Raw genomic sequence first — 12001 nt, forward strand, 5'->3', positions numbered from 1 at the left:
GCCGACACCGTGCCAGCGGAGGCGGACTTATGTGCCTGCAGTCGAACCTCGGTCGTATGTCGCTCGTTTTGCCGAGTGAACTCGTCGTCGATCGGTTCCTGCCGACGGTACGGGCGATGCTGGCAACCCGGCTCGCCGACCGCGGACTGACCCAACGGGAGATCGCCGACGAACTCGGCGTGACCCAAGCCGCCGTCAGCAAGTACGTCGGCGGCGAAAGCGGCGGCGACGACCGGTTCCGGGACGACCCCGAAACCGTCGCGACCGTCGAACGCATCGCGGACGGCCTCGCGAGCGGCGAGCTGGACGGCTACGACGCGCTCGCCGAACTCCTCTCGCTCGTCCGGAGTCTCGAGGATCGGGGCCCGATCTGTGAACTCCACGAAGAAGAGATGCCCGAACTGCGCGGACTGGGCTGTGATCTGTGCGTTCGCGGGCTCGACCCCGACGTGCGGGCCGAACGGGACGTGCTCGCGAACGTCCGCACCGCCGCGCGAACCCTCGCTTCGATTCCCGGCATGGCCGACGTCGTTCCGAACGTCGGGACGAACGTCGGCATGTGTCTGCCCGATCCCCGCGACGAGACCGATGTCGCTGCGATCCCCGGTCGGATCTACGCCATGGGCGGACGGATCGAGATCCCGGCGAACCCCGAGTTCGGCGCGTCCAAACACGTCGCGACGGCGGTCATCGCCGCGACCGCCGTCGAATCCGAGGTTCGGGGTGCCATCAATATCGCCACCGACGACGACGTGCTCGAGGCTGCCCGAGAACACGACATCGACCCGCTCGAGTTCGACGCCGACTACGAGGACCGCGGCGAACACCTCCGGAGTCGGTTCGCGGACCGCGGAACGGTCCCCCGCGTCGTCTACCACCGCGGCGCGTTCGGGATCGAACCCGCGACCTACGTCTTCGGCGCGACGGCCGCCGACGCCGCCGAACTGATCACGGACTTGCTTGAGACGGCCTCGTCGTAATCGGTTGCCGGTCCACGGCACTTGCGCTGTGCCCGCCACGACGCAAGCGGCGGCACGTCGGTACGAACGCTACGTCTCACGGCGGAGTCACCTGCGGAGGTCACACTCCGAACTGCCGCTCTCGCGTTCCCGCTCGAGGGTCCGATAGCCGGTGACCAGTCGGTCGGGAATCTCCTCGGCGTTCGTGTAGAGACTCTCTAGAACGACACTCACCTCCTCGAAATCGCGACCGCGGTAGGCGCGCAACGGGTCGTTTTCCCACTGGACGAACCCCGCCTCTTCCAGTAGCGGGAGATGATGGTGGCATAATCGAAGCCGCAACTGTTCGAACTCCGCCGATCCGTTCGGGTTCGATGCGGCCTCCGGCAACCGGATGGACTCGCCGGCCGAGACCTCGATCAGTGCTTCGACGATCCGTCGTCGCGGTTCGGCTGACAGTGCAGTAAACACTCGATCCCACCGGCGAATCTGGTCTTCCGTGGTGTGTGACCGTGGGCCATCCATACCATCATTACTAATTCGCTATACGGTAAACGTTGTGGGAGGGTGTCACTGAACACGACTGCCGCTATTTTCGACCCAGAGGATCCATCCGTTCGAACTTCCGAACGCAGTCGCTATCAGACCGGCGGCAACGAGAAAACGAACAGTGTCGATATCGAACGTGTTAGACGCCGCTCTCGAAGTCCTCGAGCGAGTAGGACGGCTCGGCACCGCGGCGATCGAGGACCTCGTTAGCGAGCAGCCAGTAGACGACCGAGAGGGCCTTGCGACCCTTGTTGTTCGTCGGGACGACGAGGTCGACGTTACTGACCTGGTTGTTTGAGTCACACATCGCGATGACCGGGATGCCGACCGTGATGGCCTCCTTGACGGCCTGGGCGTCGCCGATCGGGTCGGTGACGACCAGCACGTCCGGCTCGATGTAGCCGTCGTACTTCGGGTTTGTCAGCGTGCCCGGGATGAAGCGACCGGTGCGGGCGCGAGCGCCCACGGCCTCGGCGAACTTCTCCGCCGGGAACCGACCGTACTGGCGCGAGGACGTGACCAGAATCTGCTCGGGGTCGTAGTTCGCGAGAAAGTCCGCGGCCGTACGGATCCGGCCGTCGGTCTTCGAGACGTCGAGGACGTAGAGCCCGTCGGTCCGGACGCGGTGGATGAACCGGTCCATGTCCTCGGTCTTCTGCTGGGTCCCGATATGGACGCCGGCGCCGAGGTAGTCCTCGACGGGGATCAGCAGGTCCGCCTCCTCGTCGGACATGACGTCGTCGTCGAGGGTCGGACCGGCATCCTCGGCCTCGGCGTCGTCGTCGGCTTGTTCTGCGTCGGCCGCGGGCGATCCCTCGGCGTCGGCGGGCTGTTCGTCTACTGGCTCGACGTCGTCGGCGTCGGCGGCGGGGCCAGCCCCTTCGGCTGGCTCCTCGTCGATCGCCTCCTCGGCGGCGTCGAGCCCTTCCTGGGTTGCGTCGTTCTCTGTCATGTCGCGTCGTCTGCGATTCGAATGAGCTCGTTGAGCTTTGCGGTTCGCTCGCCGCCGACGGCACCCGTCTTGATGAAGGGCGCGTCGGTCGCAACGGCGAGGTGTGCGATCGTCGCGTCTTCGGTCTCGCCCGACCGGTGGGAGACGACCGAGTCGTAGCCGTTCTCCGTCGCGAGTTCGATCGCGTCGAAGGCGTCGGTCAGCGTCCCGATCTGGTTCGGCTTGATCAGGATGCTGTTTGCCGCGCCGCGATCGATCCCCTCGACGAGCCGATCGGTGTTCGTGACGAACAGGTCGTCACCACAGATCAGCGTCTGGTCGCCGACTTCGTCCGTGAGGTCGGCGAAGGCGTCGTAATCGTCCTCGTCGAGGGGATCCTCGACGTAGACGAGATCGTACTCTTCGACCAGTTCGGCGATGTACTCGATCTGCTCGTCGGTGTCGCGGCTCCGGTCGCTGTACTCGTACGTTCCGGAGTCGGAATCGTACAGCTCCGCACCGGCGACATCCAGTCCGAAGCCGATGTTGAAGCCGACTTCGTCCTGAACCATCGAGACCGCCTCGGCGACGACTTCGAACGCCTCGCCGTCGTCGATCGATGGTGCCCACGCACCCTCGTCGCCCTTGCCACAGGGAACACCGCGTTCCTCGAGCAGGTCCGCGACGGCGGCGTGGACGGCCGCGTTCGCGAAGACGGCGTCCGCGACGCTGGGTGCACCGACGGGTGCGGCCAGGAACTCCTGGATGTCGGTCGCATCGGCGGCGTGTTCGCCGCCGCCGACGACGTTACCGAGCGGAATCGGGAAGTTCTCGCCGCGGAACGTCCCGCCGAGATGCTGGAACAGCGGGGCACCGAGCACGTCGGCACCGGCCTTGGCGGCGGCCATCGAGATCGCGACCGCGCTGTTGGCACCGATCTCCGAGAAGTCGTCGGTGCCGTCGGCGGCGTGCAGTGCGGCGTCGACGTCGCGCTGGTTGCCCGCGTAGACCTCGCCGACGAGCCGGGGAACGGCGTGTTCCCGGGCCGCGGCGATCGCCTCGCCCGGCGGCCGCTCGACGGCCTCGTACTCGCCGGTACTGGCACCGCTCGGTGCTGCAGCACGGCCGAAGCCGCCGCTCTCGGTCACGACATCGGCCTCGACCGTCGGATTTCCTCGCGAGTCGAGGATGCGACGCAGCCGGATGTCGGTGATGAGCGTCATTTCCTGTCGTACCCCCGTTTGACGGTAAACGGCAGCACGCCGGCGTCGTACTCCTCGGCGGCGATGAGGATCGGTTGGGTCTGCTCAGTCTCGGTCAGCACCGGCGCGCCGTAGGAAATCTGCAGCGCTCGAGCGCCGAGGATGCGTGCCTTCTCGTAGCGGTTGTGCTGTTGTTGTTGCATTGTTACTGGTACGGGGAGACGACGTCGACGAGGTCTTTGTGACTGACGAGCATGCGCCGACAGCAGTAGCGCTCGACGCCGAGTTCGTCGAGAACCTTCTCGGGGTTCTCGTCGCCCTCGTTGGCTCGCTCGTCGAACTCCTCCCAGTGTTCGGCGACGACGTTGCCACAGGTGAAACACCGGACCGGTACCATCATGCTTGAATCACCTCAGCGGTAGGACTTCTGGTAGCGAGCCCGAGCGCCCGGGCCGCCCCACTTCTTCGGTTCGGACTGGCGGACGTCGTTGACCAGCAGCGACCGGTCGAAGTCCATGAACGCGTCACGGAGCTCGGCGTCGTTCGTGTGCTGGACGATGCCGCGCGCGATGGCGGTTCGGACGGCGTCTGCCTGTCCACTGATACCGCCACCCTCGACGCGAACGTCGATATCCATCTCGCCGCGCAGGTCCTCGCCGACGATGCGGAACGGCTCGAGCATCTTGAGCCGGGACATCTCGGGTTCGACCAGTTCGACGGGTTGGGAATTGATTCGAACTCGACCCTCGCCTTCGCGCACCGTGGCGCGAGCGACGGCCGTCTTTTTCTTGCCACTCGTGTTGGTTACCATGTGACGTTAGCACCTAACTGTTCGGACACTTCGTGTAGGTGGACGAAGCGGATGTTCGACAGGCGATCCAGCGACGTCCCCTCGAGGACTTCCGTCTCGTGGTCGTCGTCGTTCTCGTAGGGGTTGCCGACGTAGACGCGGACGCTGTCGAGTGCCTCGCGGCCACGGGGTTTCTTGTACGGCAGCATCCCACGAACGGACCGCTTGAAGATCATGTCCGGTCGTTTGGGGTAGTAAGGCCCGCGGTCCGAGCCCATGTTTAGCCGCGTGCGGTACGTCTCGAAGATGTCGTCTTCGTCGCCGGTGATGACCGCGTCCTCGGCGTTGACGATCGCGATGCGGTCGCCGTCCAGCGCGCGCTGGGCGACTTCGCTTGCGACCCGACCGAGAATACAGTCCTGTGCGTCGACGACGAGATCTGCGTCGAACTCTGCGAGACTCATCGAATCACCCGGACGTTAGACCCTTCGGGGTTGTCCTCGAGCGCTTGCTCGAGGGTGACCGACTCGCCGACCTGTTCGATCTTCGTCTCTGCGGACGAAGAGAACTTGACGGCGGCGACGGTGACGTTTTTCTGTAGTGCGCCGGAGCCCAGCACTTTGCCGGGAACGACGACAGTCTCTTCTTCGCGTGCGTACCGCTCGATGCGGCCCAGGTTCACCTCAGCGTGGGTGCGCCGGGGCTTCTCGAGTCGATCCGCAACGTCTCGCCAGATATCGGCGTCCGTTTCGCGGGACGTCGACTTCAGCTCGGCGATAAGATCGTTGAGCCTCGGATTAGTCTTGCTACTCATTGGTATCCTCCAACTGCTAACTGATCGACGACGCGAGGAACTGCGCCGTCGACGATGGAATCGAAATTGTTGTCCTGACGGCCGACGCGTCCGCAGTGATCGCAGTCGATCTGCGATCGTCCGGTCACGGAGTGTCGGTCGGCAGTAGAGAAGTGATGCAGGGAGCAGGATTTGAACCTGCGGACTCCTACGAGACAGCGCCCTGAACGCTGCGCCGTTGGCCTGACTTGGCTATCCCTGCTCGCACTTCCGTCTACCCGTCGCCCCTTCAAACCCCTTTCGATTCCAGTGGACACGCGATCGCCGGTCTCGTCGCTCACGGCGTCGGCGAGCGGCGTGCCCGAATTGGGTTGGGGGCGTCGGTTCATATCTACAGCTGTACTGCGTCTTCGAGTTCCGTCGCACGCGCCGCGATCGTGTCCGCGGCTCGCGTGACGAGCTCCTCGATGGGGAACGAGCCGTCCGTCTCCACGTGGAAGACGAAGGCGTTCGGGACGTCCTCGACTCGGACCTCCTTCCCCGGATAGCGGTTCGAGAGGTCGTGATCGAACTCGCTCGTTGCAACGAGTTCGCCGTCGTCCTCGATGACGCCGCGGATGATCCGGCTCTCTTCGTCCTCGAACTCGGGGAGATCGCCGTCGACCTCCACGCGCTGGAGGTGTCGGTAGCCGACCGCGACCCCGCCCTGATGTTTGGCGTGGTTCTTTCCGCGGTTGACGACGGCGTCGGCCTCGGCCTCGAGGCGCTGGCCGTCCTTGAGTTCGATAATCGGGACGTTCTCGTCCGCGGGTTGGACGAGGTCGTCATCGGAGACGAGGTCGCCGGAGTAGGCGGTCGCCGGCCCTTCGACGTCGATCGAGAGCGTGACGGTGTCGTCCTCACCGAACTCGCCGACCGGCGGCGTCGTCAGCGGGACGAGCCCCATTCGGAGCGCGAGTTGCTCGTCGAACATGACCGACGAGTTCTCGACGAACCGGACGGTGTCGATCGCCATCGTCGGCACGTCGGCGACCATCGCTCGACGGATGCCGTTGGCGAACCCGGGTGTCACGCCGCGAACGAGGAACCGCGCTTCACGATCCTCGCGTTCGACGAACTCGACGTCGTACTCTGCACTCATGGTCTAGTAGCCGCCCTTGCCTTTCGGAGCGCGCGATCCGTCGTGCGGGATCGGCGTGACGTCCTCGATGCGCCCGATCTCGATGCCCGAGCGGGCGAGCGCGCGGATCGTCGCCTGCGCGCCCGGACCGGGGGACTTCTGAAGGTTGCCGCCGGGGCCGCGCACGTGAACGTGCAGGCCCGTGATGCCGGCCGCTTTGACCTCTTCGGCGACGGACTCGGCCATCTGCATGGCCGCGTACGGCGACGCCTCGTCGCGGTTCTGCTTGACCGCCGTCCCGCCGGAGGACTTGGCGATCGTCTCCGCGCCCGTGAGGTCGGTCACGGTCATGACGGTGTTGTTGAACGATGCGTGTACGTGGGCAATGCCCCATTTATCGTCGTCCTGACTCATGTTACTGACCCTCCGCGCGTTCGGGGTGGAGTTCGTCCGCGAGCGGACTGTTCTCGTCGAAGGCCACCAGATCCTCCTCGTCAACGTCGACGACGTAGGAGGGAACGCGGTGGCGCTGGTCGCCGACCACGATGTGGCCGTGGATGATGTACTGGCGGGCCTGCTGGGCCGTGTTCGCCAGTCCGGAGCGGTAGACGACCGTCTGGAGTCGGCGCTCGAGGACGTCCTCGACCTCGAGCGACAGGATGTCGCCGAGTTCGTCGGTCTCGTCGAGGATGCCGACGCGCTTGAGCCGACCGAGGAACTCCTCGGAGCGGCGGATGACGGTTTCGTCGTCCTGGGCCTGACCGAGCAGTTCTCGGGCCTCGCGCCGGTAGGAGCGAAGCTCGGACTGTGCTCGCCAGAGCTCTTCTTTGTTCTTGAGACCGTAGCGGTCGACGAGGGAGTGCTCGCTTGCGATGCGTTCACCCTGGTAGGGGTGGTTCGGCGTCTCGTATTGTTTGGTGTCAGTGCCGAGTGGCATTATTCACCCTCGTCCTCTTCGTCGGCGGCGGCCTCCTCGGCCTGTTCTTCGCGGATCTCTTCGACGTTGACTCCGATGGTGCCCTCCGTTCGGCCGGTGGACTTGGTTCGCTGACCGCGAACCTTCTGGCCGCGCTTGTGGCGCGTGCCCTTGTAGGAGTCGATCATCTTCATCCGGTTGATGTCGTGCTGTCGAGTCAACTGGAGATCGTTGCCGATCTCGTGGGTCGTCTCGCCGCTGTAGAAGTCGTCCTGTCGGTTGTTGAGCCAGTCGGGGACTTCGTCAGCGTAGTTCTCGACGACTTCGATGACGCCATCGATGACGTCGTCGTCGAGTCGGCCGAACGTCGCCGTTCGGTCGACACCCGCTTCCTCGGCGATGAGCCGGGCGGTTCGGCGACCGATCCCGTTCATCTCCGAGAGCGAGCGCTCGACGGACTTCGTCCCATCGAGGTCGGTTTGCCCGATGCGGACGAAGTATCGAAGATCTTCGTCGTCTTCTTGTTCTTGAGGTTCTTCGGCGCTCATGTGTCGTGTATCTGTGTCTGGTCTGCGCGCGTTGCAAATTGACTGGCGGGAAAACGCCAGCAAATGTCCGACGTTGTGGCGGGGATTTGAACCCCGGAGGCTTGACGCCACATGGTTAGCAACCATGCGCCTTGGGCCGCTTGGCTACCACAACACCGTCGGTCTATCGTCGCCCTCGCGGACTCGGGGATCGCTCCCCTACACGTAACGCACTCGGTCCTACCCCCGTCTTCTACTTAAGGGCAACGAAAGGTGGCGACAGATCGTGTGGCCCGCTCTCGTACCATTCCCCGCTCGAGTCCCGGAGATTCGACTCGAGTCGGCAACCGAGAGTCGAAAACCCGATCCGGAGTCAGGCCCCGGCGTACTCTTCGATGTACTCCTCGTTGATCTCCCACTCGCCCTCCTCGTTTTGGATCATGTACTCGCCGTAGTAGGGCACCCGATCGGCGACGACATCGCGGAACGCCTCGCGGATTTCGGGCTTGGTCATCTCGCCCATCGTCTTGAGGTCGTCGTTGCGGTTGAGACAGCCCTTCAGGTACCCCTCGTGAGTCACGCGGACGCGGTGACAGTTCGCACAGAAGGTGGGGTTCTCCACGGGATCGACGATCTCGACCATGCCGCGACCGGCGGCGTCCGATCCGGTGTCGGCCGCGTCGCTCGCCCCATCGCTGACCCAGTACCGCTTGCGGTCGTGCATCTCGCGGTGTTCGACCTCGTCGGCCTGCTCGGCCAGCCAGTCGTGAACCCGCTGGATGTCGATGTTCCACTCCGGCTTGCCCGTGAGTTCGGGCATGTACTCGATCAGCTGCAACTGGAGCCCGTCGTTCGCCGCGACGTGGTCGACCATCTCCGGCACGTACCCCGCCGTGTGCTCGAAGACGACCATGTTGAGTTTGACCGGGTCCAATCCCGCGTCCAGCGCCGCCTCGACCCCCTCGAGGACCTTCTCGTAGGCTCCGCTTTTCGTCACCGCGGCGAAGTCCTCCGGGTCGAGCGCGTCCTGCGAGACGTTGACCCGTTCTAAGCCGGCGTCGACGAGATCCTCGGCCCGACCGGGAAGGAACGTGCCGTTCGTGGTCAGCGAGACCTCCATCTGATCGGGCGTGCGTTCGATGATCTCCGCTAAGTCCTGTCGGAGCATCGGCTCCCCACCGGTGAACTTGACCGCGTCGACTCCGAACTCGGCGGCGACCTCGAGGAATCGGACGACGTCGTCGGTCGACATCTCGTCGTCCTGCGGGTCCATCGGTCCGCGGGTGTCCCCGAGCCCCTCGTTGTGACAGTAGACGCAGTCGAAGTTACACCGATCGGTGAGGGAGACGCGAACCCCGGTGACCTCCCGCCCGAAGTCGTCGGTGAGCATGCCACTGAGTTGCAGCCGGATCCGCTTAAACGCGCCGGGAATTCGAGCGGCTCGTAACCGATTTCGGTTTCCGAATGCTGTCAGCGCGGTGCAACGACGGCACGCGAGTCGCGGGGCTCGAGTCGAGCGGAGTCGGACACTCTTGGTCGTCCGCGTGGTGATGGGTCGCATGAGTACCATCGCGGAGCTCGCCGTGCCCGCCGCGGAGTTCGCGCTCCGGCACACGCTCGAGGCGACCGACAACCTCGACGTCGAGATCGAACGCGTCGTGGCGTACGACCCGGAGCACGTCATGCCCTACGTCTGGTTTTCGGGCACCGAGCCAACGCTCGAGACCGTCGACGACGCGCTGGCGGACGATCCCAGCATCGAGGCGGCGGAACGGTTGACGGACCTCGGCGACGAGTCACTCTACCGAATGAACTGGGTGGACGACGTGACCGTCATCCTCCACCTGCTGACCGAGGAGCGGGCGACGGTCCTCGACGCGCACGTCGAAGGCAAACAGTGGCGGTTCCGCGTTCTCTTCCCGGAACGGGAGGCGCTCTCCCGCACCTACGACTTCGCGACCAAAGAGGGATTGAGCGTCGAGATTCGGAAGATCCACCGACTCGAGGAGAACCGCCACGGCCGGTTCGGGCTCACCGACGCCCAGTACGAGACGCTGGTCGCGGCCCTCGAGCGCGGCTACTACGAGATCCCGCGCGGGATGGACATGGACGGGTTATCGGACGAACTGGGGATCTCCCATCAGGCGCTCTCCGAGCGCCTCCGGCGTGCACACCGCACGCTCGTCGAGGAGGTGGTCGACATCGGCGAGTCCGATGCGCGCGACGAACGCGAGTGATCGCACAGCCCGCTCCCGGCCGGCGGAAGACCTACCCCGTCCACGCTCGAAGGGGCGGTATGGACGAGGACATGCTCGCAGACCAGCGTCGCCTCGTGGAACTCGTCGAGGAAGAGGGATGGGACGTGACCGACCTCGAGATCTCGGCCTACGACAGCCCGTGGGCCGACGAGGACGATCCCGAAGCGACGGTGACGATCACCGCGCGGAAACCGTACGAGAACGACGATGACGGCGATGACGATGGTGGAGACGATGGGAATCCGTATCAGCTGAAGTGAGGAACGAACACACCGACGTTCAGTTCATCTCCTCCAATTTAATTCGCTCAGAGTAGCCGTCGTACGCTGATTCGCTCGAAACGATCGAATCGTCCCCGGAACCGACGAGATGCAGGGGACAATAGCGGTATTTTTCCAAATTAGCCCTTGATGTTACACACGGGAAACGTCCGCGCGACCTTGTCGCCGATCCCTAACTCGTCGGAGACGCGGACGACCTCGTCGACGTCCTTGTAGACGCCCGGTGCTTCCTCGGCGATCGTGGCCCCCGATTGGGCCTTGACGTAGATCGCCTGCTGGTCCTCGAGGTCTTGCTGAACGTCGCCGCCCCAGTACTCGTTTTTGGCCTGTGTGCGGCTCATCAGCCGCCCCGCACCGTGGGCGGTGGAGCCGAAGGTCAACTCCATCGAGTTCTCGCCGCCCCGGAGGACGTAGCTGCCCGCGCCCATGCTGCCGGGGATGATCACCGGCTGGCCGACATCGCGGTAGGCTTTGGGGACCTCGGGGTGGCCCGCCGGGAACGCCCGCGTCGCGCCCTTCCGGTGGACGTAGAGTTCGCGTTCGTCGCCGTCGTCGTTCACGACGTGGGTCTCCTTCTTCGCGATGTTGTGGGCCACGTCGTACAGCAGATGCATGTCCATGGACTCCCACGAGCGGTCGAAGACGCGCTCGAAGACCCGCCGCGTGCGGTGCATGATCAGCTGGCGGTTGACCCACGCGAAGTTGATCGCCGCGTTCATCGCGCCGTAGTAGTCCTCTGCGAGCTGTGATCCCGCGGGCGCGGCCGCGAGTTCCTTGTCGGGCAACTGGTCCAACAGTCCCTTGTGCTGTTGCTCGATCTTCCGCAGGTAGTCGTTGCAGGTCTGGTGGCCCAGTCCGCGGGAGCCACAGTGGATCAGGACGACGATCTGGTCCTCCTCGAGCCCGTAGGCCTCCCCCACGCCGGCGTCGAAGACGTCCGTGACGCGCTGGACCTCGAGGAAGTGGTTGCCCGATCCCAGCGAGCCGATCTGGTTCTTGCCGCGGTCCTTGGCCTTCTGACTCACCTTCTCGGGGGCCGCGCCCTCGCGCATCCCCTCGTCCTCGCAGTGAAGGAGGTCCTCCTCGACGGCGTGGCCGTTCTCGAGCGCCCAGTCGACGCCGCGGGCGAGGATTTCGTCGACGGCGTCGATGCCGGGTTCGACGATACCGCCGCCGCCCAGCCCCGACGGAATATTCGCGAAGAGGGAGTCGACGAGTTCCTCCTCGCGGCCCTGCAACTCGTCGTAGGTCAGGTTCGTCCGCATCATCCTGACGCCGCAATTGATGTCGTAGCCGACCGCTCCCGGCGAAATACAGCCGTCTTCGGCGTCGAGTGCACCCACCCCGCCGACGGGGAAACCGTACCCCTGATGCGTGTCCGGCATACAGATCGCGTGGTTGGTGATGCCGGGCAGGTGGGTCGTGTTCGTGATCTGCTCGAGGCTCTTGTCCTCCTTGATCTCTTCGAGCAGCGCTTCGCTCGCCAACACTCGTGCGGGGACGCGCATGTCGCCCTCCTGTGGGATCTCCCAGACGTGCTCGCGCACCCGCTCTAACGTGATGCCGTTCGCGTCGAAGGTGGTCATACCCGAAAGTCGAACCCCGGCGATGAAAGATGTTCGTCTTACCAGCGACCTCGAGAGACCGTCTCACTGACGGATTTGGACGACGACCG

Annotated in this window: 17 protein-coding genes and 2 tRNA genes; 3 read left to right on the forward strand and 16 right to left on the reverse strand. The window is 64.7% G+C overall.

The genetic code is table 11. From position 1 onward, the window contains the following. Positions 1 to 56: 56 nt before the first annotated feature. A complete protein-coding gene (locus ACT4ML_RS13725; protein ID WP_444721376.1) occupies positions 57 to 980 on the forward strand; it encodes a thiamine-phosphate synthase family protein in 924 nt (307 codons plus the stop codon). Positions 981 to 1067: 87 nt separating this feature from the next. On the opposite strand, the gene ACT4ML_RS13730 is transcribed toward ACT4ML_RS13725, so the two are convergent. The 15 genes from ACT4ML_RS13730 to moaA form a co-directional block, all read right to left on the reverse strand. Beyond that, on the reverse strand, positions 1068 to 1484 hold the full coding sequence (locus ACT4ML_RS13730; protein ID WP_444721377.1) for a hypothetical protein: 417 nt from the start codon (positions 1482 to 1484) through the stop codon (positions 1068 to 1070). 163 nt (positions 1485 to 1647) lie between these two features. Continuing rightward, the gene (gene rpsB, locus ACT4ML_RS13735; RefSeq protein WP_138244915.1) at positions 1648 to 2460 is read right to left on the reverse strand and encodes a 30S ribosomal protein S2; all 813 of its coding nucleotides are present in this window, start codon (positions 2458 to 2460) and stop codon (positions 1648 to 1650) included. Next, on the reverse strand, positions 2457 to 3662 hold the full coding sequence (gene eno, locus ACT4ML_RS13740; protein ID WP_444721378.1) for a phosphopyruvate hydratase: 1206 nt from the start codon (positions 3660 to 3662) through the stop codon (positions 2457 to 2459). Before eno ends, rpsB begins: the two co-directional genes overlap by 4 nt. Then, positions 3659 to 3844: a DNA-directed RNA polymerase subunit K gene (locus tag ACT4ML_RS13745; RefSeq protein ID WP_006432492.1), complete on the reverse strand. Its 186-nt coding sequence runs from the start codon at positions 3842 to 3844 to the stop codon at positions 3659 to 3661. Before ACT4ML_RS13745 ends, eno begins: the two co-directional genes overlap by 4 nt. Before the next feature lie 2 nt (positions 3845 to 3846). After that, positions 3847 to 4041 carry a DNA-directed RNA polymerase subunit N gene (locus ACT4ML_RS13750; protein WP_138244913.1) on the reverse strand — a complete coding sequence of 65 codons (195 nt, stop codon included), beginning with the start codon at positions 4039 to 4041 and terminating at the stop codon, positions 3847 to 3849. A gap of 12 nt (positions 4042 to 4053) precedes the next feature. Next, positions 4054 to 4452, reverse strand: coding sequence for a 30S ribosomal protein S9 (locus tag ACT4ML_RS13755; protein WP_138244912.1), 399 nt, complete (start codon positions 4450 to 4452; stop codon positions 4054 to 4056). Further along, positions 4446 to 4895, reverse strand: coding sequence for a 50S ribosomal protein L13 (locus ACT4ML_RS13760; RefSeq protein WP_138244911.1), 450 nt, complete (start codon positions 4893 to 4895; stop codon positions 4446 to 4448). The genes ACT4ML_RS13755 and ACT4ML_RS13760 overlap by 7 nt, the downstream gene beginning before the upstream one ends. Then, positions 4892 to 5245 (reverse strand): 50S ribosomal protein L18e, encoded by a 354-nt coding sequence (locus ACT4ML_RS13765; RefSeq protein WP_138244910.1) that lies wholly within the window; start codon positions 5243 to 5245, stop codon positions 4892 to 4894. The genes ACT4ML_RS13760 and ACT4ML_RS13765 overlap by 4 nt, the downstream gene beginning before the upstream one ends. Positions 5246 to 5401: 156 nt before the next feature. Next, a tRNA-Leu gene (locus tag ACT4ML_RS13770) sits at positions 5402 to 5486 on the reverse strand. 129 nt (positions 5487 to 5615) lie between these two features. Further along, entirely contained in the window at positions 5616 to 6365 is a 750-nt protein-coding gene (locus ACT4ML_RS13775; RefSeq protein WP_444721379.1) for a DNA-directed RNA polymerase subunit D, read from the reverse strand. 3 nt (positions 6366 to 6368) lie between these two features. Next, the gene (locus tag ACT4ML_RS13780) at positions 6369 to 6758 is read right to left on the reverse strand and encodes a 30S ribosomal protein S11 (protein ID WP_124177304.1); all 390 of its coding nucleotides are present in this window, start codon (positions 6756 to 6758) and stop codon (positions 6369 to 6371) included. A gap of 1 nt (position 6759) precedes the next feature. Next, positions 6760 to 7281, reverse strand: a complete 522-nt coding sequence (locus ACT4ML_RS13785; RefSeq protein ID WP_444721380.1) for a 30S ribosomal protein S4 — start codon at positions 7279 to 7281, stop codon at positions 6760 to 6762. Next, positions 7281 to 7808 (reverse strand): 30S ribosomal protein S13, encoded by a 528-nt coding sequence (locus ACT4ML_RS13790; RefSeq protein WP_138244907.1) that lies wholly within the window; start codon positions 7806 to 7808, stop codon positions 7281 to 7283. Before ACT4ML_RS13790 ends, ACT4ML_RS13785 begins: the two co-directional genes overlap by 1 nt. 71 nt (positions 7809 to 7879) lie before the next feature. Next, positions 7880 to 7962, reverse strand: a tRNA-Ser gene (locus ACT4ML_RS13795). A gap of 198 nt (positions 7963 to 8160) precedes the next feature. Then, a complete protein-coding gene (moaA, locus tag ACT4ML_RS13800; RefSeq protein ID WP_444721381.1) occupies positions 8161 to 9177 on the reverse strand; it encodes a GTP 3',8-cyclase MoaA in 1017 nt (338 codons plus the stop codon). Between the two features lie 169 nt (positions 9178 to 9346). On the opposite strand from moaA, the gene ACT4ML_RS13805 reads away from it, so the two are divergent. Together ACT4ML_RS13805 and ACT4ML_RS13810 are read left to right on the forward strand one after the other, a co-directional pair. Further along, a complete protein-coding gene (locus tag ACT4ML_RS13805) occupies positions 9347 to 10024 on the forward strand; it encodes a helix-turn-helix domain-containing protein (protein ID WP_444721382.1) in 678 nt (225 codons plus the stop codon). A gap of 59 nt (positions 10025 to 10083) precedes the next feature. Next, positions 10084 to 10305 (forward strand): hypothetical protein, encoded by a 222-nt coding sequence (locus ACT4ML_RS13810; protein ID WP_444721383.1) that lies wholly within the window; start codon positions 10084 to 10086, stop codon positions 10303 to 10305. Positions 10306 to 10445: 140 nt separating this feature from the next. Here ACT4ML_RS13810 and ACT4ML_RS13815 read toward each other — a convergent pair whose 3' ends face one another. Next, positions 10446 to 11912, reverse strand: a complete 1467-nt coding sequence (locus ACT4ML_RS13815; RefSeq protein ID WP_444721384.1) for an RtcB family protein — start codon at positions 11910 to 11912, stop codon at positions 10446 to 10448. Positions 11913 to 12001 lie beyond the last annotated feature (89 nt).

This window comes from Natrinema sp. LN54 (genome assembly GCF_052439245.1).
Classification (GTDB): Archaea; Halobacteriota; Halobacteria; order Halobacteriales; family Natrialbaceae; genus Natrinema; species Natrinema versiforme_A.